This is a genomic window from Streptomyces sp. SLBN-8D4 (assembly GCF_049739545.1).
GTDB classification, from domain to species: domain Bacteria; phylum Actinomycetota; class Actinomycetes; order Streptomycetales; family Streptomycetaceae; genus Streptomyces; species Streptomyces canus_C.
In genome coordinates this window covers 10,161,991-10,188,654 of sequence record NZ_JBMGQC010000001.1, presented here as the reverse complement: position 1 = coordinate 10,188,654, position 26,664 = coordinate 10,161,991, and the positions used below count along the sequence as shown (strand labels likewise).

The 26,664-nt window shown below is 70.2% G+C and carries 24 protein-coding genes and 1 pseudogene; 14 read left to right on the top strand and 11 right to left on the bottom strand.

Annotated elements, in window-relative coordinates; translation table 11 throughout:
• The first annotated feature begins 10 nt into the window (after positions 1-10).
• Positions 11-778: an ArsR/SmtB family transcription factor gene (locus RKD20_RS46335; protein ID WP_424883022.1), complete on the top strand. Its 768-nt coding sequence runs from the start codon at positions 11-13 to the stop codon at positions 776-778.
• Between the two features lie 124 nt (positions 779-902).
• On the opposite strand, the pseudogene RKD20_RS46330 reads toward RKD20_RS46335, so the two are convergent.
• Positions 903-1,070: pseudogene (locus RKD20_RS46330) on the bottom strand (sulfotransferase); the annotation flags it as partial.
• Between the two features lie 664 nt (positions 1,071-1,734).
• Here RKD20_RS46330 and RKD20_RS46325 point away from each other — a divergent pair.
• On the top strand, positions 1,735-2,856 hold the full coding sequence (locus tag RKD20_RS46325) for an IS630 family transposase (RefSeq protein ID WP_424875765.1): 1,122 nt from the start codon (positions 1,735-1,737) through the stop codon (positions 2,854-2,856).
• Between the two features lie 233 nt (positions 2,857-3,089).
• On the opposite strand, the gene RKD20_RS46320 is transcribed toward RKD20_RS46325, so the two are convergent.
• A complete protein-coding gene (locus RKD20_RS46320) occupies positions 3,090-3,248 on the bottom strand; it encodes a hypothetical protein (RefSeq protein WP_424883021.1) in 159 nt (52 codons plus the stop codon).
• A gap of 693 nt (positions 3,249-3,941) precedes the next feature.
• Between RKD20_RS46320 and RKD20_RS46315 the strand changes: the two genes are divergently transcribed.
• From RKD20_RS46315 to RKD20_RS46300, 4 genes are all read left to right on the top strand, one after another.
• Positions 3,942-4,379 (top strand): GntR family transcriptional regulator, encoded by a 438-nt coding sequence (locus RKD20_RS46315; RefSeq protein ID WP_424883020.1) that lies wholly within the window; start codon positions 3,942-3,944, stop codon positions 4,377-4,379.
• Between the two features lie 47 nt (positions 4,380-4,426).
• Entirely contained in the window at positions 4,427-5,317 is an 891-nt protein-coding gene (locus RKD20_RS46310) for an ABC transporter ATP-binding protein (protein WP_424883019.1), read from the top strand.
• Positions 5,314-6,408, top strand: a complete 1,095-nt coding sequence (locus tag RKD20_RS46305) for an ABC transporter (protein ID WP_424883018.1) — start codon at positions 5,314-5,316, stop codon at positions 6,406-6,408. Before RKD20_RS46310 ends, RKD20_RS46305 begins: the two co-directional genes overlap by 4 nt.
• A 237-nt stretch (positions 6,409-6,645) precedes the next feature.
• Positions 6,646-6,882, top strand: a complete 237-nt coding sequence (locus RKD20_RS46300) for a hypothetical protein (RefSeq protein ID WP_424883017.1) — start codon at positions 6,646-6,648, stop codon at positions 6,880-6,882.
• Between the two features lie 529 nt (positions 6,883-7,411).
• On the opposite strand, the gene RKD20_RS46295 is transcribed toward RKD20_RS46300, so the two are convergent.
• The 4 genes from RKD20_RS46295 to RKD20_RS46280 form a co-directional block, all read right to left on the bottom strand.
• Positions 7,412-8,350: a GNAT family N-acetyltransferase gene (locus RKD20_RS46295; RefSeq protein ID WP_424883016.1), complete on the bottom strand. Its 939-nt coding sequence runs from the start codon at positions 8,348-8,350 to the stop codon at positions 7,412-7,414.
• A gap of 412 nt (positions 8,351-8,762) precedes the next feature.
• The gene (locus RKD20_RS46290) at positions 8,763-9,032 is read right to left on the bottom strand and encodes a hypothetical protein (RefSeq protein WP_424883015.1); all 270 of its coding nucleotides are present in this window, start codon (positions 9,030-9,032) and stop codon (positions 8,763-8,765) included.
• Positions 9,033-9,182: 150 nt separating this feature from the next.
• Positions 9,183-9,515, bottom strand: a complete 333-nt coding sequence (locus RKD20_RS46285) for an RRQRL motif-containing zinc-binding protein (protein WP_424883487.1) — start codon at positions 9,513-9,515, stop codon at positions 9,183-9,185.
• Between the two features lie 354 nt (positions 9,516-9,869).
• Positions 9,870-10,103: a hypothetical protein gene (locus RKD20_RS46280; protein WP_424883014.1), complete on the bottom strand. Its 234-nt coding sequence runs from the start codon at positions 10,101-10,103 to the stop codon at positions 9,870-9,872.
• Positions 10,104-10,223: 120 nt separating this feature from the next.
• On the opposite strand from RKD20_RS46280, the gene RKD20_RS46275 reads away from it, so the two are divergent.
• A complete protein-coding gene (locus tag RKD20_RS46275) occupies positions 10,224-12,677 on the top strand; it encodes a tetratricopeptide repeat protein (RefSeq protein ID WP_424883013.1) in 2,454 nt (817 codons plus the stop codon).
• A gap of 869 nt (positions 12,678-13,546) precedes the next feature.
• Here RKD20_RS46275 and RKD20_RS46270 read toward each other — a convergent pair.
• Together RKD20_RS46270 and RKD20_RS46265 are read right to left on the bottom strand one after the other, a co-directional pair.
• Entirely contained in the window at positions 13,547-14,419 is an 873-nt protein-coding gene (locus RKD20_RS46270; RefSeq protein ID WP_424883012.1) for a WD40 repeat domain-containing protein, read from the bottom strand.
• Between the two features lie 90 nt (positions 14,420-14,509).
• Positions 14,510-15,727, bottom strand: coding sequence for an acyl-CoA dehydrogenase family protein (locus tag RKD20_RS46265; protein WP_424883011.1), 1,218 nt, complete (start codon positions 15,725-15,727; stop codon positions 14,510-14,512).
• Positions 15,728-15,846: 119 nt separating this feature from the next.
• Between RKD20_RS46265 and RKD20_RS46260 the strand changes: the two genes are divergently transcribed.
• The 6 genes from RKD20_RS46260 to RKD20_RS46235 all read left to right on the top strand — a co-directional run bounded on the left by RKD20_RS46260 (position 15,847) and on the right by RKD20_RS46235 (position 22,723).
• Positions 15,847-16,689: an enoyl-CoA hydratase/isomerase family protein gene (locus tag RKD20_RS46260; protein WP_424883010.1), complete on the top strand. Its 843-nt coding sequence runs from the start codon at positions 15,847-15,849 to the stop codon at positions 16,687-16,689.
• Between the two features lie 94 nt (positions 16,690-16,783).
• Positions 16,784-17,416: a hypothetical protein gene (locus RKD20_RS46255; RefSeq protein WP_424883009.1), complete on the top strand. Its 633-nt coding sequence runs from the start codon at positions 16,784-16,786 to the stop codon at positions 17,414-17,416.
• The gene (locus RKD20_RS46250; RefSeq protein WP_424883008.1) at positions 17,413-19,992 is read left to right on the top strand and encodes a putative PEP-binding protein; all 2,580 of its coding nucleotides are present in this window, start codon (positions 17,413-17,415) and stop codon (positions 19,990-19,992) included. The genes RKD20_RS46255 and RKD20_RS46250 overlap by 4 nt, the downstream gene beginning before the upstream one ends.
• Entirely contained in the window at positions 19,989-21,110 is a 1,122-nt protein-coding gene (locus tag RKD20_RS46245) for an acyl-CoA dehydrogenase family protein (protein ID WP_424883007.1), read from the top strand. The genes RKD20_RS46250 and RKD20_RS46245 overlap by 4 nt, the downstream gene beginning before the upstream one ends.
• A gap of 18 nt (positions 21,111-21,128) precedes the next feature.
• On the top strand, positions 21,129-21,572 hold the full coding sequence (locus RKD20_RS46240; protein ID WP_424883006.1) for a Zn-ribbon domain-containing OB-fold protein: 444 nt from the start codon (positions 21,129-21,131) through the stop codon (positions 21,570-21,572).
• On the top strand, positions 21,569-22,723 hold the full coding sequence (locus RKD20_RS46235; RefSeq protein WP_424883005.1) for a thiolase family protein: 1,155 nt from the start codon (positions 21,569-21,571) through the stop codon (positions 22,721-22,723). The genes RKD20_RS46240 and RKD20_RS46235 overlap by 4 nt, the downstream gene beginning before the upstream one ends.
• A 162-nt stretch (positions 22,724-22,885) precedes the next feature.
• Here the strand turns inward: RKD20_RS46235 and RKD20_RS46230 are convergent, their stop codons facing one another.
• Positions 22,886-23,551 carry a TetR/AcrR family transcriptional regulator gene (locus RKD20_RS46230; protein ID WP_424883004.1) on the bottom strand — a complete coding sequence of 222 codons (666 nt, stop codon included), beginning with the start codon at positions 23,549-23,551 and terminating at the stop codon, positions 22,886-22,888.
• Between the two features lie 143 nt (positions 23,552-23,694).
• Between RKD20_RS46230 and RKD20_RS46225 the strand changes: the two genes are divergently transcribed.
• Positions 23,695-24,300, top strand: a complete 606-nt coding sequence (locus RKD20_RS46225; protein ID WP_424883003.1) for a TetR/AcrR family transcriptional regulator — start codon at positions 23,695-23,697, stop codon at positions 24,298-24,300.
• 8 nt (positions 24,301-24,308) lie between these two features.
• Here RKD20_RS46225 and RKD20_RS46220 read toward each other — a convergent pair whose 3' ends face one another.
• Positions 24,309-25,649: a dihydrolipoamide acetyltransferase family protein gene (locus RKD20_RS46220; RefSeq protein WP_424883002.1), complete on the bottom strand. Its 1,341-nt coding sequence runs from the start codon at positions 25,647-25,649 to the stop codon at positions 24,309-24,311.
• Complete coding sequence (locus RKD20_RS46215; protein WP_424883001.1) at positions 25,646-26,659, bottom strand: alpha-ketoacid dehydrogenase subunit beta; 1,014 nt, start codon at positions 26,657-26,659, stop codon at positions 25,646-25,648. The genes RKD20_RS46220 and RKD20_RS46215 overlap by 4 nt, the downstream gene beginning before the upstream one ends.
• Positions 26,660-26,664 lie beyond the last annotated feature (5 nt).

Here is a 26,664-nt window from a genome sequence, read left to right as displayed (position 1 = left end):
GACAGCGTGTATGCCGGACGGCGACGCGGCTGCCCAGTTCACGCAGTTGGCCGATCTCTCGCCCGACACCCTCCTGGATGAGCTCGAAACAGAGTTCGGCGGAGCCGTTCCGCCTCAATGGAGGCCGGTCGTGGAACACCCGCAGCAGTGGATCTATGCCTATGCCCGTCTGCTCCAATGCGTGTGGCAGGAGTTCCATCCCATCTGGGAGCACGCGGAAGGGCTCATCCGCAGGGAGACCGAACGGGTTGGCGCCGCACTCGTGCAGGGCTGTGCCGAGGCGATACTCCAGGGTCTGAGCGAGCGCTTCCGTCTGATGGACGGCAGTCTCCGGCTGCCCGACCCACAAGGGGAAACTTACGCACTTGACGGGCGACGCTTGATCCTGGTCCCCATCGTGTCGGGCCCCGGCGCCTCCATGTTCGCGCTGGACCGCCAGGACCTGGTGTGGATCGGCTACCCGCTGCCCGGCATAGGCCGGTTGTGGGATACCCCCGCAACGGCTCCCGCGTCGCAGAGGGATCCACTTTCCTTGGTGGTCGGCCAGTTACGTGCGGCCATTCTGCGCGCGACAGCGCAGTCACTGACCATGGGAGAACTCGCGGTCCTGCTCAATTGCAGCCCGGCGAACGCCACCCATCACTGCCATCACCTCGTAGACGCCGGCTTGCTCGAACGTCACCGCGAGGGGCGGCACGTACGGATCAGCCGTACAGAACGAGGCGATGCTGTAGTGGACTTGCTGTCCCAAGCCCCCGCGATACCGGTGTGCAGCTGACCATCGGCACTCGGCCGGGAGATCCGGGGCCTGCCGTGAGGCCGCGTGGTTCGAGAACCGACTGTTTCCGCCCGCTACGAGCGCAATCCCCCCAACTACCTGGCCTTTCTCGGACTCGCTGCTACTACAGGCGCCTCGTCCGGGTGGCGCCGAGGCCGTCCAGGTCGACGAGGTCGAGGGTGCCGTTCATGCCCTGCTCGACCAGGCTGCAGAAGGAGGCGACGACGGTCGTCGGGTCCCGGTGGGTCCACACGAGCGTGGCGTCGGGGAAGACGGTGCGCAGCGCGTCGAGGTTCTCGGCGTGCTCCTACGGCCAAGGGCTACGGCGGCGGAATGCCGGCGCGGCCGGCCGTGATCCGTTTCTGGAGCTTCAGGTCTGTGATCCGGCCTTCGTTGACGCCGGGTCATCTTGGCCGGCCTGCGGCAGCCGGCCGCGGTCGGCCCTTCTCTCCTTGTAGAGATCGGCGTCGTGGCGTGTGGGCCGGCCGCCCCGTGCCGACGCCGGAAGACGTCCAGCTCAATCGCCTCCAGCGGCAGCATCAGCGGCTCCTCCGAGTCCGCGCCGCCCAGCACCGCGGTCTGGAACGGCTTTAACGCCGCACACAGCACCGGCTCACTCACGCCGCCCGCCGGCTTTGCGTCTACAACCGACCGAAGTACGCCGAAGCCGGCTTCGGCGTCTGCGGCGGTGTCAGGGCAGCCGTTCCTGGGCGGCGATCCACTCCCGGCGAGCGTAGGCGCGAACCGCGTCCCGCTCAGCATCAGTAGGTCTTTGGAGGAGATACGCCCGAAGGGCGCCCCTGCGGGGGCGCCCTTCGGGCGTATCTCCTCCAAAGACCAGGAGCCTGTGGTTGGGGCACATCCCTCGGCTAGTGCTGTGACCGGGTTGGTTCGCCGGGTTGGCGGTCGTGGCGGTTGGATGTGGGGTGTCGTCCGATCCGACCGCTGGAGGTCCGGTGGCCGAGCCTGTCCGTGTGCGCAGACTGACCGACCAGGAGGGGCAGAAGCTGCAGCAGATCGTGCGCCGGGGCAGCACCAGCACGGTGCGCTACCGGCGGGCGATGATGCTGCTGGCCTCGGCCGGCGGGAACCGGGTGCCGGTGATCGCCCAGCTGGTGCAGGCCGACGAGGACACCATCCGGGACGTGATCCATCGGTTCAACGAGATCGGCCTGGCCTGCCTGGACCCTCAATGGGCGGGAGGCCGTCCCCGCCAACTCAAGCCTGACGACGAAGACTTCGTCATCCAGACGGCCATCACCCGCCCCGCCAAGCTCGGCCAGCCCTTCACCCGCTGGTCACTGCGCAAACTCGTCGCCTACCTGCGCAAAGTCCACGGCCGAATCATCCGGATCGGCCGCGAGGCGTTACGGTGCCTGCTCGCCCGCCGCGGCATCACCTTCCAGCGCACCAAAACCTGGAAGGAGTCCCCGGACCCCGAGCGCGACACCAAGCTCGACCGCATCGAGGAGGTTCTGCACCGCTTCCCGGACCGGGTGTTCGCCTTCGACGAGTTTGGCCCGCTCGGGATCCGGCCCACCGCGGGCTCAGGCTGGGCCGAACAAGGACATCCCGACCGGCTGCCGGCCACCTACCACCGCACCCATGGAGTCCGGTATTTCCACGGCTGCTACTCGGTCGGTGACGACAGCTTGTGGGGCGTGAACCGCCGCAAGAAAGGCGCCGGGAACACGCTGGCCGCACTGAAGTCGATCCGTGCCGCCCGCCCGGACGGCGCCCCGATTTACGTGATCATGGACAATCTGTCGGCCCACAAGGGCGCCGACATCCGCCGCTGGGCGCGGAAGAACAAGGTCGAGCTGTGCTTCACCCCGACCTACGCCTCGTGGGCGAACCCGATCGAGGCGCACTTCGGGCCGCTGCGGCAGTTCACCATCGCCAACTCGAACCACCCCAACCACACCGTGCAGACCCGGACCCTGCACGCCTACCTGCGCTGGCGCAACGCCAACGCCCGCCACCCGGGCGTCCTGGCCGCCGAACGCAAGGAACGCGCCCGCATCCGCAGCGAGAAGGGCATCCGCTGGGGCGGACGCCCCGTCACCACCGCGGCCTGACCAACCCGGCGAACCAACCCGGTCACAGCACTAGTGAACACGTAGACATAACGGAGCTGGGGGCGGGCGAACGTGCGGTAGAAGGTCTCCACGGTCGGGGGCATCTCGTACTGCAGGCCGCACAGGGCAGTGCGATCATCAAGCGATGCGGGCAGAGTGTGTCGTCCGTCGCTGTCCTCGACGCTGCTCATCGGCTAGGCCTCCGCATCCCAGGGGGCCACTGCGGTGGACATCTAGTTGTCCGGGCGCTGGCCGGCCTGCTGGGTCTGCAGGAGTTCGGCGATGCCGATCCGGGCGCCGACACGCAACAGGCGACGGATGACCCTGTACAGGTCGGGAAGGAAGATGCGCAGCTCGGTGATCACCACCAGGAGCGCGAGCGGTTCGTTCACGATCAGGGACCTCTGTTCTCTCCTGCCAACACAGCGGCAACTCGCCCTGTCTGGCAGGGCGGTGGCGCTGGAGGACACCTCACTGGGTCCTCGACCGCAGGATTTCGGATCAGCCCCCCTGAACGCGCATACAACCTTAATCAATTTCGGGCATATCCGGTCCCGGGACGGACCGAGCGGCAGCCGGGAGACAAGAGAAACCCGGTGGGACCGCCCCGCTCTCAAACGGTCCCACCTCGTGTTCATCAGCTGCGTCGGAGTGACTTGATCTTCTGCTGGGCGGTGATGACGGCCCGGGCGAGCTCGGCTCGGGCGGCTTCCTGCTTCATGGCCTTGACGAGCAGGGTGCGGTACTCGGGGAGAGTTACCTTCAGGGTGGCAGGTGGTTCGGGCAGGGCAGTGGTCAGGTAGATTCCAGCGCCGCGCGCGCCCCCACCGCCCGCAACCCGTTGGGAGGCCGGCGGCCCTCACTCCGGTGAGCCGTACCGGTACGCGGCCCGCACCACCGATCGCATCCAACTGACCTGCGCATTGCTGTCCAACGGGCCTCTCTGGTCACCTCGGACACACCGGACCTCCCCTCCTCCTCTCTCTTGGTCTGTTTCCGGACCGTTCCCGGACCCCGTTGACAACTGCCGCCACTCCCTTCCATCATCATTCCACTAATCGAGTAGTGGAATAGTGATGTAGGAGGTGGTGGCTGTGGAGTACCGCATCGACAGGCGGAGCGGGGTCCCCGCCTTCCAGCAGATCGTGCAGCAGACCAAGCAGGCCCTGCGGCTGGGCGTACTGGTGCCGGGCGACCGGCTGCCCACCGCCAAGGACGTCGCCGAGACGAGTGCGGTCAACCCGAACACCACCCTCAAGGCGTACCGGGAGCTGGAGCGCGAGGGCCTGGTCGAACCGCGTCCGGGCCAGGGCACCTTCGTGCGCCGCACCTTGGGCCGCCCCGAGACGGGCACCGACTCGCCGCTGTACGGGGAGCTGTTGGCGTGGATGTCGAAGGCGGCCGGGGCCGGTCTGGAGCAGGAGGACGTCGCCGCGCTGGTCGCGTCGGCGCTGGAGAAGCAGTACGCCACCGGGACCACAGTGGTCACGGGGGGAACGACAATGAGGAGCACAGGTGAGTGACGTCATGTACGCGGGGGGGGCCGGCGCTCGAGGCGCACGGACTGGGGATGCGCTATCGGCGCGGCTGGGCGCTCAGGGACTGCACCTTCCGGCTTCCGGCGGGCAGGATCTGCGGGCTGGTCGGCCCCAACGGGGCGGGCAAGACCACGCTGCTGAACCTCGCGGCCCATGTCCTGAAGCCGACGCAGGGCTCGCTCAGCCTGTTCGGCGAGCCGCCGGGCTCGGTGGAGTCCGGCCAGCGCACGGCCTTCCTCGCGCAGGAGAAGCCGCTGTTCCGTCGCTTCACCGTGGCGGAGACACTGCGGCTGGGACGGGAGCTGAACCCCGGCTGGGACCAGCGCGCCGCGGAGGACATCGTCCGCGCGGGCAACGTGCCCTTCGACGCGAAGATCGGCACCCTCTCCGGTGGCCAGCGCACCCGCGTCGCCGTCGCCCTGGCCTTCGGCAAGCGCCCCGACCTGCTGCTGCTCGACGAGCCGATGGCGGACCTCGACCCGGTCGTGCGCCACGAACTCATGGGCACCCTCCTCGCCGAGGCCGGCGAGCGCGGCACCACCGTGGTGATGTCCACCCACGTCCTGGCAGAACTGGAGAACGTGTGCGACTTCCTTGTCGTCGTCTCCGGCGGCGGAGTGCGCCTCGCCGGTGACGTCGACGACCTGATGACGGTGCACGCCGTGGTCACCGGAGTCAGGGAGGGGGAGGGTCTGCCCGCCGAGCTCGGCTACCACACCCTGGTCGAGGCCCGGACCAGCGGACGGCAGTTCACCGCGCTCATCCGCCCGGAGGGCCCGCTCACCGGCCCCTGGGAGGCGACCGCCCCGGGCATGGAGGAACTCCTGCTCGCCTATCTCCGCTCCCCCGACGCGCCACCGCTGATCACTCCCACCGCCCAAGTCCAGGGCCAGGCGTTCGGCACCGGGACGGTGGCGGCATGAGCACCTTCACCAACCCCTCGACCGACGGCAGGAACGGGACGGCGAACCGAACGATGAACGGCACGATGAACGGCACCAAGAGCGGACCCAGGCACGGGGCCGGGAACGCGAGCACCACGGAGACCACCCGGCGTCCCCGCCTGAGCGGTATGACCTGGCTGGTCTGGCGCCAGCACCGGGCCGCGTTCTGGACCATGATCGCCGCCACCGTGCTCTGCGTGGCCTGGATGGTCTACCAGCGTGGCCAGATGATGGATTTCCTCGATGCCTACGGCTTCCCCGCCAAGAACCTCGACGACGCGGAGAAGGCGTTCGATCCCTACATCGGCGCGTTCACCACCGTCACCACCGGTCTCACGGCGATACCCGTCATGCTCGGGGTTCTCCTCGGCGCCCCGCTGCTCGCGGGCGACCTGGAGAACGGCACGGCCAAGCTGATCGCCGCCCAGTCCGTGAGCCGCAACCGCTGGCTCGCCACGAAGCTGGCACTGACCGGACTGGTGGTCACGGTGACCACGGTCGCGCTGTCGACTGTGTTCGCCTGGTGGTGGAACCCCATCAAGCTCTACTACCTGGACATCGACTGGGCCTCCAGGGAGTTCTTCAACACCACGGGCCCGTCGCCCGTCGCCCTCTCCCTCCTGTCCGTGTTCGGCGGCGTGCTGATCGGTGTGATCCTGCGCCGCACGCTGGCGGCCATGGTCGTGACCCTCGGATTCACCGTCGCCCTCCAGGCCGTCTGGGGCTACTTCAAGCTCTCGCTCGGCGACATCGTCACAGCCACCACCAAGCCGGTCAGTCCCGGCAGCGCGATCACATTCCCGGAAGTGCCCCGCACCGCGCACGTGCTCGACACCTCGTACGTCAGCGGCAGCGGGAAACTCTTCGACCTGACCACGTGTACGGACACGCTGTCGGCGGAGGCGACCACGCAATGCATGAAGAAAGCGGACATCGTCGGCACGTCGATCGACTACCTCCCCATATCGCAGATGAGCAGTATGCAGTGGCTCGGGGCGTCGATCCTGTTCGCCCTGACGGCCGGCATCGTGGTCTTCCTCTTCATCTGGGGTCGCAAGCGGCTTGTCTGAGGAGGCGGTCATGCCCCCACGGGGGCACTCGCTCTGCACAATCCCACCGAAGGAGGTGAGCGGGTGAGGCATCCCCGCCCCCGCTCACCTCCGCGGCCTTCACCGCGGCCCTGACGCCCGGGTGACGACCCCGTCGGACAGGCCGCGAACGCGCTGTCGACAACTGCCACAGCGCCTTCAACAGGCTCCCACCTGCCGCACGATGCCCATCAGCGCCAAACAGTCCCAGGAGGAAACATGCGCACCCGTACAGCTATCACAGCCGTCCTGCTCGCCCTCGCCGCTACGACAGCCGCCTGCAGCAGCAGCGGCGACAAGCCCGACCTCGCCGCCTGCAAGGCCGCCATGGAGAAGCAGTACAACGACGGCAAGAAGAGCGAACAAGGCAAGCGCCCCGACGCATGCGACGGCGTCGACACCAAGACCATGAGCCAGTACGACCAGGAAATCTTCGACGACCAGACGACCAAGTGAGTCGAGGACCTGGAGACCTCGACGCCAGCTTGGGGACCGTAAGGCCTTCGGTGTAACTCCCGATCATGGAAGATGCAGGTCGGATCCGCTCCCGTGGCGCGAGAGGTCGGAGCCCCAGCCGTTTGGGGCGGCTGTCGTCTCCGGCACTCCCTCCCCTGGGGCATGTGACCGCGCGCGCCTTCCCGGCCTGTCCGACCACATGAATCCGGTCAGGCGGTCGCGGGTCGCCATGACCGGCCGGACAATGCCCGGGCATACCCGCGGTCAGAACGGCGGGCAGTGTGCAGGAGGCGGGCACCAGAGGGCCGCGGCAGCCGGGGGCCTGCATCCTTCTGTCCGTCCTAGCCGCCAAAGACAACGAACTCCAACGGCTTCGCCGCGAGTTGAACACGTCCAGCAACACCCCGGCTACCGTCTCGGACCCAGGGCAGGGGGTCGACACCGGCGGCGACATCCCCTTGCCCTGCCGCTGACGGGGCTACTGACGAATTGCGGCTCGTGGTGGTAGAACGCCGTTCCCGTTGGCACGTCATACGGCCCCCTGAGCCTCCAGAACCATGCGGATCTCCGTCACCTCGTAGTTGGCACGGTCGAAGGCGGCGGCCATCGGGATGTTCGTAGTGTCCGTGGTCGCGGTGATGCGCTCGGCGCGTTCGGTCGCGTGGGAGCGGGTGATCTCAGCAAGGATCTCGTCGATCAGTCCCTTGCCGCGCTGCTCGGGTACGACACCGAGATACCCGACGTTGCGGTTGTACGGGGTCGCCGACGGGACGGCCAGGCCGGCGAGAGTGCCGTCGGGTAGCTCCGCAAGCCTCCACCAGGAGCGCTCGCCAGGGCAGTCGAGGTAGAACTTCATGTCCTCTTCGGCCAGCTGCCTGGCGCTCTTTGTGCGCAGCTCGTCACGGGTGGCCTGGTCGAGGCTGTCGGCCGACACCCGAACAAAGGCCTCCAGAAACTCCTCGTCGCTGCCCTCGCGGAACGTCAGCCGACCGCCGGCCTCGGGCAGTCCCGCCGCCGGAGTCCACTCGTATCGCAGGCGCTGAATCTCCCGGCTCAGCCCTGTACGCAGGCCCGCTTCGCGACGCCAGGCCACCGCCTCGCTCAGTTCCGGTCGGCTGCTCCAGTCCGCTGGGAGAGAGAGGTTGTACAGCGGGCGCGCGCCGAAGGCGGCATGCCCGGCGTCAACGAGCCTGGTGGCGACGGCGACCGGATCGGCAACGGTGGAGCGGACCTGGAGGCAATCGAGCGCTATGGGGCGCTCGCTGTCGGCGCGGCCCCACCACAGCGCACGGGCAAGGACGTGCCCGTTCTCGTCCTCGGCAAGCCAGACCCATTCCGGTCGGAACTGGTTGGCACCGAGCTCCTCGCGGATCCTCTCAGCGGTCAGGGCGGTGATGGGACCGTCGGCCGGGTATGCGGCGGCACGGTCCAGGGCGGTGGAGTCCGCAGTAGCGGGAAAGAATCGCATTCGGCACATGATCACGGCTGGAAAATGGCAGAGCAATGCATTTCTTGCTGGCGGCCGCTTACTGTCGCGGACAGCATCGCGGCGAGGACGGCTCCCGATGTACTGCCCTCGTCACCCCCAGGGATGCACCACGGGCCGAGGCGTTGACGCTGGACAACCGAGACACCGCCGCACGCCAGCGAGCACAGTTCAGGGTCTGGCCGGGCGTCGCCCCAGGCACGCAGCCGGTGCTGGCTGTCGCAGTCGCCGTCGCTGCTGTGGGAGAAGCGGCCGCCGGTGGCGCGCAGTTCGGTGAGGACCTCAAGTAAGTCCCGCTCGCCGTCCAGATCGGTGTCGATGTAGCCGTCTCCGCAGGTGCAGGGCGCGATGAGGGTGAGGACGGGCTGCTCCTGGTCGACGTCGTTGACGTGGTTCAGCCACAGACCGCCGTCCAGGTAGGCGACGGCACACGGCTGAAGTTCGGCGCCCGCGTGGGCGGGCCGGCCGGCCAGTCGTCTGCGTCCACGACCTTGGCGAGGGTGTCGGGGTAGACGTTCCACACGTGGTCCAGGGCCGCCGTCTCAGCGTCCTCGCACTGTTCGTCCTCGCCCTGTACTCCGATCTGGCTGGCGATGTCGAAGAGGAGGGCGAGCGGCGAGTCCGCGCCGATCGTGATGGTGGGCGGGGTGAGGGTCTCGGTCATGTGCCGTACCTTCCAGGAAGGGGCGACCGGGCTTTCCGGCCTTGGCGGTGTGGGGTGACCGGGGCGTTCCGGCTCCCCGTCACCGTCCGTCCCGCCGGGTGCCGGGACGGACGGATCAGGCAGCCGAACAGCGCTCAGAGCGCTGTCGAGTCAGGCCACGAGTCGGTGGGTGGCCGGGGCCGGGTAGGTCATGACGGTGTCGGGACTGGGCTCGTAGCCCTTGTGACACGGTTCGCACTGGCCCTGCGTGCGTAGAGGAGGCAGTGGTGGTAGCGGCGGCCACAGAGCGGGCAGGTCTGCTCGGGCGGCCATCGCCGTGTCGAGCGCGAGTTCTTTGGCGAGCGTCATCGGCAGCTTCGGCTTCGCCAGGTCGATCCGGTACGGGTAGGCGATGCGCCGGCCGCGTCGGCATTCGATCCGTACGGCGGGCTGCTGGCCGCCGGGGCGCAGCCCCATCTCCCGTAACTGCCGGCGGGTGGCCAGGTTCTGGTATCCGGCCTGCTTCCACCGGACGACCGGCGTCGAGCCGTCACCGGGGTCGTGAGGGTCAACATCGACCAGGTGTCGACGTCCTCGTGCCGCGGGGTGCTCATCACTGCCTCCAGGCGCCGGGCAACGGTGCGGGGCGCTGCGGGTAGCGAGTGCCGGGCCGGTGGGGGCGGGGCCGGCCGATCCTGCGGCGCGGGCGGGGAACGAGCACGTGCGATCTCCGCCAACAGGTCGTGGATAGCACCGCGCCCCGCCGACCTTCCTGGTCGGCAGGGCGCGATTTGGATGAACAGCAGGGTGGGGGCCGTTGCGTCTGAGCAGTAGGCGGCGCGTATGGGCTGTCGGTGGTCATCGGAGGGCTGCAAGGGCGGCGGCGACGGCGGCGGCGAGTGTGAGGGTGGCGGTGAAGGCGATCGCGGCGCGGGTGAGGGCGGTGGGGTAGCTGGCGCCGTCTAGGCGGGCGAGCTTGGCTGCTCCGGCGGCGGCCATGAGCGCGATGACAAGGATGAGGGCGATGGTGAGCAGGATGTTGGCGAGCACGGGTTCCTCCGCGGTGTGGTCGGCCGGGGTGCCGACGCACATGAAGGTCGCGGTTTAGGTGTTCACCGGTGTTCGCTGTGGACGGTGTTGAACAATGCGGTGCAATGCTGAACACACCGCGGTGCCGGGACGGCGGTGAGCACGACGCGGGGGGGCGCGGATATGACGCCTGAAGAAGCTTTGGCGGAGTTGCGGCAGCGGGTGGACCGAGCAAGGGTCACGGCCGGACTGACCAAGAAGATGTTGGCTGAGCGCACGGCTCAGGGGCGAGTGAAGGTCTCCCGGACGACGGTGCAGCAGTTCTTTCGTGCTGACGGGCCAACTCCGAGCATGGACACGGTCACCGCGCTCGCGACGGTGCTGAAGCTCGACGTCCTGAATCTGCTCAATCTCCGTGATGTGGCTGCGAGCAGCGTGGACGTGACCGATGAAGCACTGCCGCCCGGGCCTGAGGCTGAAACCGGCGGCGGACTGAGCGGGGTGCTCAGAGACGATCCAGGGCCTGAGCCGCGGTTAGTCGGGCCAATCCCCCCAGCTGCTTTGGCTTTCCAGCATCGTGTGGAGGCCCACCAGTTGCGGGCCATGTTGGAGGACGGCGGTACTGCCGTCCTCGAGGGCCGGTCAGCGGGGAGGATCCCGGCGGGGGGTGCGCTCGTTGGTCTGGGGGGTGTCGGCAAGTCCCAGCTCGCCGCCGATTACGCCCGCACAGTGCTCGCCGACGGTACGGTGGATGTGGTGGTGTGGGTGACGGCCACCGAACGATCCTCAATCATCGACCGCTTCGCGCAGGCCGGCCGTGAACTCTGCGCGAGCGCGCTGGAGGATCCGAACCAGGCCGCCCGCGCTTTCCTGGCGTTTCTCGCCCCGAAGCGGTCGGCTGCACCACTGCGGTGGCTGGTGGTGCTGGACGACCTCACCCTCCCCAAGGACATGGACGGACTGTGGCCGCCGGCCAGCCCCCAGGGACGCACCTTGGTCACTACTCGCCGCCAGGATGCAGCCCTTATCGGTCCTGGACGAAACCGCCTCCAGGTTGGTCTGTTCACCCCTGAGCAGGCCGTTGCCTACCTCGCCGAAGTACTCGCCGCGTACGAGCGGACGGAGCGTGCCGAAGACCTCGCAGCACTGGCTGCGGACCTCGGGCACCTGCCGCTCGCCCTGTCACAGGCTGCCGCCTACCTCGCAGACACCGGCAGCACCGTCGGCGCCTACCGCCAGGCCCTCGCCGACCGGGCGACCGCACTGCGCGACCTCGCCCCCGACCTGCTGCCCGACCAGCAACCCCACACCGTTGCAGCAGCGTGGGCACTGTCCATCGAACACGCCGACACCCTGAAACCCGAAGGCCTCGCACGCCCCCTCCTCCAACTCGCCGCCCACCTCGATCCCTACGGCATCCCCGCCACGGTCCTAACCAGCGAGTCCGCCCGCACCTATCTCGCCCACCACCGCGCCTCCCAGTCCAGGAACCAGCTACCAGCTCGAAGCAGCGCTAAGCCGGCAGCGCAGATTGAACCGGTTTCAGCAACGGAAGCGGAACGAGCAATCAGCGCACTGCGCCGACTCAGCCTCCTCACCTATACCCCTGACACGCCCGCAACCGCGGTACGCGTCCACCAACTCCTCCAGCACGCTGTCCGCGACACCCTCACCCCCGCGCTCTGGTTCGAAACCGCCCACGCTGCAGCCGACTCGCTGATCCATGCCTGGCCCAAGATCGAACGCGACACCAACCTTGCTCAGGCACTGCGTGCCAACACCGCCGCCCTCGCCCAGTGCTCGGGAGACAGCCTGCATCGAACGAAAGTGCATTGCGTGCTGTACCGCATGGGCAACAGCCTTGGTAAAGCCGGTCAGGCCGCTGCCGCCCACGATCACTACCAGCGGTTGGCTGAGGCAGCGCGCCGGAACCTCGGTTCGGACCATGAGGACACCCTTGTCGCCCTCGGCAACGTCGCCCTCTGGCAGGGGGAGAGGGGAGATGCAGTCGGAGCCTCACGAGAGTACGCCGACCTGCTGGAACGCATGATCCGGATACTGGGCCCAGACCACCCTGACACCCTCACGACCCGGCTCAACCTCGCCAGGTGGAAGGGAGAGGCGGGAGACGCGGCCGGTGCCGCAGCCTGCCTCATCGAACTGCTGGAACATGTGACACAAGTGCTGGGTAACGACCACCCTGACACCCTCGCCACCCGACACAATCTCGCCAGATGGCGGGGCCGGGCAGGGGATGCCGCGGGCGCTGCGGAAGCCCTCTCTGATCTGCTGCCTGACCAGCTGCGAGTGTTGGGCGAAGACCATCCCGACACCCTCAATACCCGGGGGTACCTTGCCTACTGGCGAGGTGCGGCGGGAGACCCGGTCGGCGCCGTGGAAGCTTTCGCTGCTCTGCTGCCTCACCAACTGCGAGTGTTGGGCGAAGACCATCCCGACACCCTCATCACCCGAGGCAACCTCGCCCGATGGCGGGGAGAAGCGGGAGACGCAGCCAGCGCCGCGAGCGCCCTGGCTGAATTGCTGGAGCACAAGATACGGGTACTCGGCTTCGACCACCCCCACACGGTCGCTACTAGGGAGCTCCTGAGCTACTGGCGGAGGCAGGCAGATCGGTAGATGCACTGGGCACGGGAGTTGAGATTGCCAGCCGGTGGGTGCCGCATGCGACGGTCGGGCCGCGAAAGGGGTCGCGAGCGCCGCTTCCTCCGGGCAGCCAGTCGCATTCGGTGTGCGTACGTTTCAGGCACTCGTATGTGCTCGCAACTACGAGGTGCTGACGCAGCCGAACCGAGGCCGCCCGGTCTCCCGGTCTCTGGGATTGGGTTCGTAGGTGGAAACGGACACCGGGGTGTATCCGGGTTTGGACACCACTTGTCGATCACAGAGTCCGAAAATGTCGGTGCGAAGTAACACCACTGCTTAGTGGAAGCGGTCGACTTATCGGAGGGTTCGGCAGGGTCAGGCGGTTCCGAGGACCGTGTGCGTGCTGTGCTTCGGGCCGGGCGTGTTACCTAGCGGGACCGTGTCGTGGTCCCGGGCGGGCGGGGTGATCAGGTGGCCGGCGCGGCGCCCTCGCTCGCGTGACTGCTTGGCCGTACCTCCCGGCGTCCCTGCCACGCCCCGTACGAGCGGCGCAATGCGGTTTCCCGCACAAACGCGACTGGCACCGGTGACTCATGGCGCATCCCGACCGAGGCCACCCTCCATGCCGTTGCGCAGGCTGCATCTGCCCGATCCAACCTGCCGCTCCTCGAATGACCATCATGTCGATGGGGTGAAATGACAGTCTCGACTGAGATCGGCCAGTGCAGGGACTGGCAGGCGTCGAGCCTTTCGGCGTTGCGACATAGCAGCTCCGCTGCGACGAGTTGGGCGCTGGAGGACGTGGAGCGCAGCACGGCGTCGATCACCAGAAAGGCTGTCTCATCCGCGGGTGGGCCTGAGGACGGAGGCAAGGGGTGGGTCCTCTGCTGAAGAGCCTGGCATCAGCCAGATGGGCATACATGGTCCGCTGATTCGCCGGGGAGATAGACCGCGCGTTCCTCCGGGGTGAGGTCGCGGTTGAAGGTGTGGCAGATCTGCTTGATGGCCCGGGCCGGGTCGAGAGAGGTGACGACGTCCCATAGCCGTACTGTCCCGGCGTAGCTGCCGGTGGCGAGTGTGCGGCCGTCAGGACTGAACGTCAGCGAGACGAGACCGTCGAATGCGCCGGTGAGTGTGGTGCGGTTCTTGCCGGTGGCAGTCTCCCAAAGCCGGACGGTTCCGTCGTCGCTTGCCGTGGCGAGGGTGCGGCCGTCGGGGCTGAAGGCCACCGCATTTACTGCTGCGGTGTGCTTGGTCAGCGCGGTGCGCAGTTCGCCGGTGTCTGCATCCCACAGGCGCGCTGTTACGTCTTCGCTCGCGGTGGCGACGGTACGGCCGTCGGGACTGAAGGCCACCGACCACACCTCGCCGTCGTGTCCGTTGAGTGTGGCGCGATTCTTGCCCGTTGCCACGTCCCAGAGCCGTCCGGTGGAGTCCTCGCCACCTGTGACGAGCGTGCGGCCATTGGGACTGAAAGCCACCGCGTTTACCTTTCCGCTGTGCCCGGTGAGCGGGACGCGGTTGTTGCCGGTAGCTGCGTCCCAAAGGCGGACGGTTCCATCCTCTTCGCCGGTGGCGAGAGTGTGGTCCTTGGGACTGAAGGCCATCGCCGACACCGCATCGGGGAGTTCAGCGAGGGTGGTGCGGTATTTACCCGTGGCCGGATTCCAGAGATCATCGCGCTGAACCGGGCAGGTAGTGCCATCGCGCTCCGGCATGTGGCCGAGGCCTCGGATGTCTGGGCCCCCATGCTCGCCAACCACCTGGTCCAGCAAGCGCGAATTGTTCCCACCGGTCAGCGGGATGGCGCCGCAAGCACCCAAACCGCTTGACCAAAGAGATAGGGACACCCCCCCGCATCGCCATCACCCGCCGGAGACGGCCTCTCCCCGCTGCCGGTACGGCCGGATCGCGCGCCGGGCTATGGCGAAACGGTGTGTCTCCGAGGGGCCGTCGTAGATCCGGAACGGTCGCACCTCCCTGAAGAGGCGGGCGAGTGGGGCGTCGGCGGCCGAGATGCCGAGGGCTCCGCAGATCTGCACCGCCCGGTCGACCACGCGGTTGACCGCCTCGGCCACGAACGTCTTGGACACCGAGGTCAGCTGGGAGGCGCCCGCCGACGCGGTGTCCAGCTCCCAGGCCGTTCGCAGGATCAGCGCGCGGCTCGCCTCGATGTCGATCTCCGAGTCGGCCAGCATCTGCTGGACCATGCCGAGGTCTCCGAGCACCGAGCCGAACGCCATCCGGCTTCCGGCCCGTTCCAACGCGATGTCCTGGGCGCGACGAGCCGCTCCGAGCCAGCGCATGCAGTGGGTCAGCCGGGCTGGGCCGAGCCGGACCTGGGCGCCGTCGAAGCCGCGGTCCACCTCGCCGAGGACCTGCCCCTCCCCCACCACGCAGTCCTCGAAGACGATCTCGGCGTGTCCGGCGAAGAGCGACTCGTCGAGGGTCTCGATGTTGCGGACAAGGCGCATTCCGGGCGTGCCGGCGTCGACCAGGAACATGGTGGCGCCGCCCGGGTCGCCGGGGCTGCCCGAGGTCCTGGCCATGACGATGGCGAAGCCCGCTCCGTGGGCGCCGGTGATGAACCACTTGTGACCGTCCAGGCGCCAGCCGCCCGGGACCCGGGTGGCGGTGGTGCGCAGGGAGCGGGGGTCGGCCCCGGCCCCCGGCGCTGGTTCGGTCATGGCGAAGCATGACCGGGTTTCCCCCGCAGCGAGGGGACGCAGGTACGCCTGCTTCTGTTCCTCGGTGGCCACCTTCTCCAAGAGGTGCATATTGCCCTCGTCGGGGGCCGCGCAGTTGAGCGCCAGCGGGCCGAGCAGGGAGTAGCCCGCAGCTTCGAAGACGGCCGCCTGTCCGCGCAGGTCGAGACCGTGGCCGCCCCAGCGCTCGGGCACGTGGGGGGCGAAGACACCCGCTTCACGGGCGGCCTTCTGCAACATCTCGCGCAGGTCGTCGGGGGCGTCGTGCACGGACCCGCCGCACTCGCGCTCGGCCTGGACGACCACCTCGCGCACGAACTCCGCGGTGGCCGCTGCGAGTTGGGCGACTGTCGGATCGACATCGAACTGGATGGGCACGGGTCCTCCCGCCGACGGGCGTACGGGCATCCGGCCCGCCGCGTCCTAGAAACTGTATAGCGTCTTCAGTATCTTGCCGGGAAGCACCCGGCAACGGGAAGACGCGAGGAGCACCAGCCATGACCCTTTCCGAGAGCACCGAGCCGGTCCGGATCGTCCGCCACCCCGACCATGTCGTCGAGCTGAGACTGGCCGATCCCGCGCACGGAAACGCCCTGAATCTACGAACCGCCGAGGGGCTGCGGGACGCGGCCCGGCAGGTGGCCGCGGACCCGGGCCGCGCGGTGCTGCTGCGGGCGGACGGCGGCAGCTTCTGCGTGGGGGGTGACCTGCACGCGTTCGCCGGCCTGGGCGCGGCGACGGGCCCCTATGTCCGGGCCGTGGCGGACGCGGCGCACACCGCGATACAGGCCCTGTACGACCTGCCGGTGCCGCTGGTGACCGCGGTGCGCGGCGCGGCCGCGGGCGGCGGGGTCGGTCTCGCCCTCGTGGGAGACATCGTCCTGGCGGCCCGGTCGGCACGGTTCCGGCTGGCATACACGGCGATCGGGCTCAGTCCGGACTGCGGGGCCTCGTGGTTCCTGCCGCGCCTGGTGGGCCCCCGCAGGGCGGCCGAGCTGATCCTGACCAACCGGACCCTGACCGGCGACGACGCCGAACGATGGGGGCTGGTCTCCCGGTCCGTGGACGACGGACAGCTGGACGACACGGCGCTCGGGACCGCGTCCGCACTGGCCGCCGGAGCCGGTGACGCGCTGCGCGCCGCGAAGTCGCTGCTGCGCTCCGGTGCCGGCGACGGCGCCGGACTGAGGCAGCGCCTCGCCCAGGAAGCGGAGTCGATCGCCACCCTGGCGGACGGCCCGCAGGCGCAGGAACTCATGGCGGCGTTCCTCGCCGCGCGAGGGCGTCCAAAGACGGACGGCGGTCGCACCGCAGCCCTCGCACCGGAAAGTGTTTCTTGAGTCACTCTTCACTAACCCGCCCGTGAAGGCGTAACCTCCGGGCAACACAGAACCGAGGAACCGGTCACCACAGAACCGGGGAAATGGTGTGGCGATGCAATCTGCTGCCGTGGACCTTCCGGACGCGTCCGACGAGCCCCTCGCCGAGGCTGTCGTCGATCTCGTTCTGCGCGGTATGTGGCGCGGCCGGCCGGAGTCCGAGCACCGTCCACTGGTCGACGCCGGGCTGGCGATGGTCAAGGGCCCGGTGGTCCTGCCGACCGAGCAGGCGAAGGCCGTCGCCGCGCAGGCCCTGCGGGTTCCCGCCGGTTCCGAGCGGGAACAGCGCATCACCGCGGCCTACGAGGCGTTCCTGCCGGTCAACCGGAAGATCCGCGATGTGTGCACCGCGTGGCAGTGCCGTCCCGACGGCACCGCCAATGACCACTTGGACGACGTCTACGACGCCGGGGTGCGCGAGTCGCTGGAGGACGTCCACGAGGCCATCCAGCCCGTGCTGCGCAGGCTGGAGCAGGTGCTCGAGGGCAGCGGACGGTATGTGACGGCCCTGGAGGACGCCCTCGACCGCTTCGACGACGGCGCGCCCGAGTGGCTGGCCTCACCGCTGTGCGACTCGTACCACACCGTGTGGATGCGGCTGCACCAGGAACTGCTGCTCGTCCTCGGCATCAGCCGGGCCGAGGACGAGGCCCGGGAAGAGGAACTGGTCACCAGGAGCCGGGGGTGAGCGTCACCGACCGCGAGGCCGGCCCGCTCGCACCCTCCGCGACGGCCGGCCCCGGCCGGGTCCTGGTGCCGTACGGGCAGGGACGGATCCGCGGTCTCGGCGCCGGCGAGCTGGGCTCCCACGGCGCGGCCATGGACCGGCTGCTGGCCCTGGGCCTGCCGGTCGTTCCGGGGCTCACCGTCCCCGCCGGCGACGCCCCGTCGCTGTGCGAGACCGACACCGCCGAGGCCGCCGTGGAACTGGTCGAACAGCTCTCGGGGCGGCGCGTGGGCGACGCGGCCCGGCCGCTGCTGCTGCGCCTGTCGGCCAGCGCGCCCACCGAGGTCGCGGGACTGCCGCCCGACCTCGCCTGCATCGGCGCCTCCCCCGTCGGCGCCGATGCCTTGTCCCACGTCATCGGAAGCGCCGACGCCCTGTACGAGGTGTGGGCAGGCACCGTGCGCATGATCGCCGAGTACGCCCTAGACGTGCCCGCCGCCGTGCTCGACGACGCCCTCCTGGACACACCCGAGCCACGGGCACGCGTGGAGGCGCTGCTGTCCCTGACGGCGGAGCACGGCTCGCGCCCCTTCCCCGACGGCCCGGCGCAGCAGCTCGCGCTGGCCGCCCGGGCCCTGCTCGGCCGGTGGGACTCCCCCCGTGCCCGAAGGTCCCGCCGCGCCCAGAAGCTCCCCGCCGAGCTGGCCGTCGCCCTGCATGTGCAGGCCCTGCGCATCGGCCCCGCCGACCACTCGGGCTACGGCACGGCGGTCAGCCGCGATCCCGAGAGCGGCCACTTCTCGCCCCGGGGCTCCTTCTTCCGCGGAGTGCGCCGCAGCGCCCCGCCCCCGCACACCGGTGAACCCCTGGAGCGGCTCGCGGGCGGCACCGCGCTGCTCGAACACTCCCTGCTCACCCTGGAACGCCATCTGCGCACCCCGGTCACGGTCGACTTCGAGGTGCGCGACGACGAGATCTCCCTGCTCGCCGCCTCCCCGCAACCGCGCCCACCGCTCAGGGCCTCCGTCTGCCTCGCGGCAGACCTGGCCCGCGACGGAGCCCTCGGCCACGAGGAAGCCGTACGCCGGATCAGCCCCGCCCAGGTACAGGAACTGCTGCACCCCCAGCTGCGGCTGACCGGCGGAGAGGAACTCCTGGTGAAGGGACTGCCCGCGTCCCCGGGGGCGGCGACCGGAGCGGTCGTGCTCTCCAGCGAACGCGCCCTCGAAGTGGCCTCCGACGGCACGCGGGTCGTCCTCGTGGCCGCCGAGACGAACCCGGCGGACGTCCCCGGGATGCTGGCCTCCGCCGCGGTGCTCACCGCCACCGGGGGCATCGCCTCCCACGCCGCCGTCGTGGCCCGGGGCGCCGGCAAACCCGCGGTGTGCGGCGCGGAGGGACTGCGCGTGGACCGGGCCGCCGGGACGGTGCACTTCGGCGAGCGCGTGCTGCGCGAGGGCGACCCGGTCTCGCTGGACGGCCGTACCGGCGCCGTCTACGCCGGCACTCTGAGCGTCAGCGTCGCCGGACCGCCGCCCGAGCTCTCCACCCTGCTGGAGTGGGCGGACGACGTGCGCCGGCTCGGTGTGCGGGTCAACGCCGACACGGCCTCCGAGGTGGACACCGCCCTCGCCCTGGGCGCGGAGGGCGTCGGGCTGTGCCGTACGGAACACCAGTTCCTCGGCGAACGGCTGCCGCTGATCCGCCGGGTGCTCCTGGCCGCCGACCCGTCCGCCCGCGACGAGGCGCTGGTGGCGCTGGAACGCGCCCAGCACGACGACTTCCGCGCTCTGCTGGCCGCCGTGGGGAGCCGTCCGGTGACCGTACGCCTGCTGGACGCCCCGCTGCACGAGTTCCTGCCCGCACCCGGACAGGCCCTGGACCCGGCCGAGGAGCAGCGGGCCGCCGCCCTGCGGGAGGCGAACCCGATGCTCGGGCTGCGCGGGGTGCGCCTCGCGCTGCTGCACGAAAGGCTCTACCCGGCCCAGGCCGAGGCGCTCTTCACCGCCTGGGCCGACGTCGCCGCCACCGGAGTCCGGCCCCAGCTGGAAGTGATGATCCCGCTCGTCAGCCTCCCGGAGGAACTGGCCGCCGCGGCCGCCTACGTCCGCGGTGCTGCCGACACGGTCGCCGCCCGCACCGGGGTGCAGATCCCCTACCGGCTCGGCACCATGATCGAGACCCCGCGGGCCGCCCTGCTGGCCGGTGAACTCGCCGAGCACGCCGAGTTCTTCTCCTTCGGCACCAACGACCTCACCCAGCTCACCTACGGGTTCTCCCGGGACGACGTCGAGCGCCAGGTGCTCGCCTCCTACCAGGAACGCGGGTTCCTGACCGCCAGCCCCTTCGCCCGGCTGGACCCGCACGGCGTCGGTGCCCTGGTCGCCCTGGCGGCCGAGCGGGCCCGGGAGGCGCGGCCCGACATCAAGCTGGGCGTGTGCGGCGAGCACGGCGGCGACCCCGAGTCGATCGCGTTCTGCGACAACCTCGGCCTCGACTACGTCTCCTGCTCCGCGCACCGCGTCCCGGTGGCCCGGATGGCCGCCGCGCACAGTGCCCTGCGGGAACCGGGCGAGAACAGCGGGAGCTCACGATGACGACGACCACCGTGACCGAGGGCACGGCCCTGTCGGACACCGAGCTGGAGGACCTGCGCGAGACCGTGCGGTCGGTGTGTGCGGACGCCGGCGGCACCGCCGCGGTCCGCCGGCTCTCCGAGGAGGCTCCCGGCATCGACGCCGGCTTGTGGGACGTGCTGGGCCGGCAGGTCGGCCTCGCCTCCCTCGGCCTGCCCGAGTCGGCGGGCGGCATCGGCGGCCTCGCCGAGATCACCGCCGTCTGCGAGGAGTTGGGCCGGACCCTGGCACCGGTGCCGCTGCTGTCCTCGACCGTGCTGGCCGGACAGGTGCTGGCCGGTTGCGGAACGGCCGACAAGGCGCTGGCAGAGCTGGCCGAGGGCGCCGTACACGCCCTGGCGGTCGCCGCGCCCGACGGGACCTGGCGGGCCGACGCCTTGCCGGTGGCCGTCTCCTGGCAGGGCAGCGTGCCGCTGCTCGACGGCACCGCGCCGTTCGTCCTGGACGGTGCCGACGCCGAGGCGCTCGTGGTGGCCGCGGCCGGCGCCGACGGTGTGGACCTCTTCCTGGCCGACCCGCACGAGGCGGGGGTCACGGTGCGCCGCGTGCCCACGCTGGACCTCAGCCGGGGCCAGGCCGTCATCACCTTCTCCGGCTGCCGGGCCCGGGCCCTGACCGCCGGCGGCGAGGGGGCGGACATCGTCTCCCGCGCCCTGGACGTGGCCCTGGTGGCCCTGGCCGCCGAGCAACTCGGCGGGGCACAGGCCGCGTTGGACCTGACGGTGGCCCACGTGCGCGACCGTACCCAGTTCGGGCGGGCGATCGGCGGCTTCCAGGCGGTCAAGCACGCCTGCGCCGACATGCTGCTCCAGGTCGAGGCCGCCCGGTCGGCCGTGGTGCGCGCGGTCCGCTCGGACTGCACGCCCGAGGCGCTGGGCGAGGCGGCGGCGGTGGCCCAGGCCTGGTGCGGCGAGGCGTTCACCGCGGTCGCCGCCCAATGCGTGCAACTGCACGGCGGGATGGGCTTCACCTGGGAGCACGACGCGCATCTGTACTTCCGGCGCGCCCAGTCCGACGCGGTCCTGCTGGGCGGCGCCGCACACCATCGGGAACGGCTGGCCGGGCTGCTGGGCTGGTGACGTGGAAGGCAGGACGGCATGACCACCAGACTCATCGACGAGTCGTTGTTCGAGAGCCCGGAGAACCGGAAGCACGACGACGGAGGCCCACGGCGTCTCGTGGGCGCCCGCTGCTCCGGGTGCGCCACGGTCGTCTTCCCCCGGCAGGACTCGTGCCCCCGCTGTTCGCACGGGACGATGTCGACGCACGTGCTGCCGGTGAGCGGGCGTGTGTGGTCGTGGACGCTCCAGGCGTTCCCGCCCAAACCGCCCTACCGGCCGCCGGCCGGTAGCCATCGTCCCTACCACCTGGGCTATGTGGACCTCGGAGAGATCTTGGTCGAAGCACGCCTGGCGGTCCCCCGCGAGGAGATCCGGATCGGTCTGCCGGTCCGGCTCACCACCGTGAGCGCGTACCAGGACGACGACGGCACCGAGGTCATGACCTTCGCCTTCCGTCCAGAGCGGGACGAGGAGCGATGAGCCGGCGCGAGGACGTGTACGTGGTCGGATGCGGGATGACCCCCTTCGGCCGCGACGAGAGTGTCAGCGGGATGGACATGGCCGGGCGTGCGGTACGTGAGGCGCTCGCCGATGCCGGGGTCGCCTGGCACGACATCGGCTTCGCGGCCGGCGGCTCCGACGTGTCCGGCAAGCCCGACACGCTCGTGGGCCGGCTGGGCCTGACCGGAGTGCCGTTCGTCAACGTGCAGAACGGCTGCGCGACCGGCGCCTCCACCGTGCTGACGGTGGCCGACGCACTGCGCGCGGGCGAGGCCCCGCTGGGACTGGCGGTGGGCTTCGACAAGCACGAGCGCGGCGCGTTCCACGTCTCCCCCGCCCGCTACGGTCTGGGCGACTGGTACGCGGAGACCGGCATGATGCTCACCACCCAGTTCTTCGCGCTGAAGACGCAGCGGTACCTGTACGAGCACGGGATCTCCGAGCGGGCGCTGGCGCTGGTCGCTGCCCGGGCCTTCCGCAACGGCTCGCACCACCCCCTGGCCTGGCGGCGCAAGTCGCTGACAGAACGGGAGATCCTCGACTCGGCCGAGGTCAGCCCCCCGCTCACCCAGTACATGTTCTGCTCCCCCGGGCAGGGCGCGGCCGCCCTGGTCCTCGCGCTCGGCGACCGCGCCTTCGACCTGTGCGAACGACCCGTCAAGCTGGCGTCGCTGGCCTTCAGAACCCGCCGCTTCGGATCGTTCGAGGTGTTCTCGCCCTGGCTGCCGCCGGGACCGCATCGCAGCCCCAGCGTCGACGCCGCGGAGGCGGCCTTCCGTACGGCGGAGGTGCGGCCCGCGGACGTGCAGGTCGCCCAGCTCCAGGACACCGACAGCGGCTCGGAACTCATCCACCTGGCTGAGACCGGACTGTGCGGCCACGGCGAGCAGGAGGAGCTGCTGGCCGGCGGGGCCACCGATCCCACGGGCCGGATACCGGTCAACACCGACGGCGGCTGTCTGGCCGGCGGTGAGCCCGTGGGCGCGTCCGGGCTCCGCCAGTTCCATGAGGTCGTACGGCAGTTGCAGGGGCGCGCGCCCGGGCTGCAGGTGCCGGGCTCTCCCCGGGTGGGCTTCACCCATGTGTACGGGGCGCCCGGGATCAGCGCGTGTTCGGTGCTGACGGTGTGAAGGGCGGCGGTGCGGTCCGGAGGGCGGCGCTTGGGGAAGGGCGGTGGTTCGCGGGCCGTGGGTTGCGGGTTCCCGTGAGGGTTGGGCGGTCCCGGAGTTCCGTAAGACTTCGCCGGTCCGGCCGTTCGCGTAACGGTTCGCTGCCAGGGTGTACGTTCGGCCTCAGCTCCCCGACGCCGCCGGCTTCGCCGAGGTCTGCTCGGCGGCGACGATGCGCAGCGCGAGGCTCCGGACCGCCTCCAGCACGGACCTGGAGGGGAGCTGGGACAGCGGTCCGCCCTCCGCCCGGAGCGCGGTGACGAGCATGGTCGTGCTGATCAGGGTGCGCACGGCGAGGGCCTGCCCCGCGTGCCGGGCCTTCGCGGCGCGGGGGCTGCGGGTGGTGCCCTCCGGCAGGTAGTCGTAGCCGCGCTGGATGTGCCGCTGCTCGAACTCGTCCCGCAGCACCTTGACGCTGCCATTGGCCGAGGCGACCTGGACCTGGTAGAGGCGCGCCTCGTCCGGGTTCTTCTCCACCCACTCCCACACGGCGTCGATGACGCGCACCAGACCCTCCGCGTCACCCGGCTCGGACTCCGGCCGGGCCGCCTCCACGACCGCGTTCAGCTGGTCGAAGACCCTGCGCATGGCGAGTTCGAGCAGTTCCTCCTTGCCGTCGAAGTGGTAGTAGACGGCGGTGGGGACCACCTGGGCCTCGTCGGCGATGTCCTGGACGCTGGTCTCCGCGAATCCGTTGCGGCCGAACACCCGTACGGCGGCGGTGATGATGTGCTGCCGCCGCGAGGGCCGATGGGCGGGCTGCTTGCCGTTCTTCGCCGTGGCCGCCATCATGCTCCCTGCCCGCCGCCGTGAACCCGCGTCCCGGGTCCTTCCGTACTGCCCAGTGTATCCAGTAACTCCGATCCCCCGTCGGCACAATTCCTGCTGCACACTGGCATCCGGGGCACCGGCCGCCCGGCATACTTGACAGCATGACGACATCCGGAACCCGCGCAGCTCACCGCCCCTCGCGCAAGCAGTGGGTGATCGAGGCTGCCACGGAGTTGTTCGCCAACCAGCCGCCGGACGAGGTGACGGTGGCCGACATCGCCGCTCGTGCCGAGATGACCTCGGCGGCGGTGTACTACCACTTCTCCTCCAAGGACCAGGTCCTGGCGGAGAGCATGCGGGCCTTCGCCGCCGCGCTGCGCGAGCAGCTGCAGGCGATCACCGAGGCGCACGAACCCGGGGCGGACATCGGTTCGTCGGTCACGACTCTGCTGGCCTGGATGGGCGAGCACCGCTCCGCCGCCACCGTGTTCTTCGTGTCGTCGGCCGGCATGAGCCAGGACGCGGAGGCACTGCGTCAGGAGAGCCGTACCGAGGTGCTGGACGAGCTGGTGCGGTTGATCCGCAAGGCCCGCGTGTCCGTCTCCGACGCCGAGGCGGCGGTGATCGGCCTCGGCCTGCTGGCGCTGCTGGAGACCGCGGCGATCTCACAGGTCCGGGGCGACGACGTGTATCGGTCGCTGGGCCACCGCGCGTTCGTCCGCGAGGTCGGCGAGCTCGCTCAGCGCATCGCCGACCCTGCCACCTGAGCCGCGGCTCACACCAGCAGACGAAGGGGCTTGCTCAGCAACTCCCCCAGCGTGCGCAGGTATTCGGCAGCCGGAGCCCCGTCGACCGCGCGGTGGTCGAAGGTCAGGCTCAGCGTGAGCACCCGGGTCCGCAGCGGTCTGTCGTCCGCCCACTCGACGCCGTCCCTGAGCCTGCCCACCCCGAGGATCGCCACATTGCCGGGGTTGATGACGGGGGTGAAGAAGTCGACACCGTATCCGCCGAGCGAGGTGACCGTGAACGTGGCTCCTTCCAGCTGCGCGGGGGAGATCCGCCCCGTCCGCGCGGCCTCGGCAAGGGCCCTCGCCCGATCGGCGATTCCGGTCAGCGGCAGTACCGCCGCGTCCCCGATGACGGGGACCATGAGACCGCCGGGCACGGCCACCGCGAAACCCAGGTGGATGTCGTCGAGCAGATGGATGCCGTCCTCCCGGACCGTCGCATTGAGCAGCGGGTGCTCGCGCAGGGCCAGCGCCGCGGCCTTCAGGAGGAAGTCGTTGATGCTCGGCACCGGCAGGTCGCTGTCGGCCCACTCCTCCTTGAGCCGCTCCCTCAGCGACACCACGGCGTCCATCCGTACCTCGTAGCCGTGCGTCAGCTGGGCCATCTCCTGGAGGCTGGCATGCATCCGGCGGGCGATGGTGCCGCGCATCCCGGTGAGCGGGATGACCTCGCCGGACCGAGCGGGGGCGGCGGCGGTGCCGGCCGCGGGGGCGACCGCCTCCAGGTCCGCCCTGCGGATACGGCCGCCCGGCCCGGTGCCGTTCACCCCGGAGAGGTCGATGCCCCGCTCCTTGGCCAGTTTGCGGACCAGCGGCGAGGAGGCGCCGCCGCCCGGAGGCAGGGGTACGGCGAGCGCAGCCGCGTGCTCCTCCACGTCCTCGGAGACGATCCGGCCGCCCGGCCCGGTGCCGCGTACGACGGTGAGGTCGACGTCGGAGGCTGCGGCGACCCGGCGGGCGTTCGGGGAGGAGAGCAGCCGGTCACCCGCATGGTGAGCGGCAGGGGCGCCGGCATCGGTGGCGGCGGCCGTAGGAGCACCCGTGAGCGGCGCAGGCTCGCCCGCGCCCTCTGGTGGCCGCTCGCCCTCCGCCAGCAACCACCCGATGAGTGCCCCGGCAGGGACGGTGGTGCCCGCCGGGACCAGCGGGTGGAACAGTCCCCCGGCCTCCGCCTCGACGTCCACGTCCACCTTGTCCGTGGCCAGCCGCAGCAGCGCCTCGCCCTCCGCGACGGCCGCACCGGTCGGCACGAGCCATTCGTCGATCGTGCCTTCCTGCATGGTCAGGCCGATCTTCGGCAGCAGAACCTCGACCGCCACGTCGGTCACGACCTTTCGAGCAGGCGCCGGCAGCCCTGGGCGATGCGGGCGCGATCGGGCACGTACGCCTTCTCCAGGACGGGTGAGAAGGGCACGGGTGAGAAGGGGGCGCCGATGCGCAGGACGGGCGCGTCCAGGTAGTCGAAGACCACGTCCTGGATCTGGGCGGCGATCTCAGCCCCTAGCCCGCCGAAGGTGACGGCCTCGTGCACCACGAGCACCCGGTTGGTGCGGCGGACGGACGCGAACATCGTCTCGGTGTCCAGCGGCTGCACGGTGCGCGGGTCGATCACCTCGATCTCCACGCCCTCGTCGGCGAGTTCGTCGGCCGCCGCGAGGGCCTCGCCCACCATGCGGCCCAGCGCGATCACGGTGACGTCGGAGCCCTGGCGGGCGGTGTGCGCCTGGCCCAGCGGGATGCCGTAGATCTCCTCGGGCACCTCGCCGGTGCTGCCGAGCAGGACCTTGTTGAGCATGACGACCACCGGGTTGTCGTCCCGGATGGCCGAGACGGTCAGGCCCTTGGCGGTGTAGGCGTCGCACGGCATCACCACTTTGAGGCCGGGCACGTGGGCGAGCCAGGCCTCCAGGGACTGGCTGTGCTGGGCGGCGGCGCCGAGGCCCGCGCCGGAGGCGGTGGTGATGGTGAGGGGCACCGACAGCGCGCCGCCGAACATGTACTTCATCTTCGCGGCCTGGTTGACGATCTGGTCGAGGCAGACGCCGATGAAGTCCATGAACATCAGGTCGACGACCGGGCGCAGGCCCTGGGCGGCGGCTCCCACGCCGAGACCGACCAGGGCGGCCTCGGAGATCGGGGTGTCGATCATGCGGCGGGGCCCGAACTCGTCGAGCAGGTTGTCGAACATGCGGAACACTCCGCCGTACCCGGCCACGTCCTCCCCGGCGACGAAGACGTTCTCGTCCTCGCGCATGGCCTGCGCGAGCCCTTCGTTGAAGGCCTTGACGTAGGTGAGCTTGCGGGTGCCGAGGGCCGGCGCTTCGGTGGTGGTGGTCATGGCGC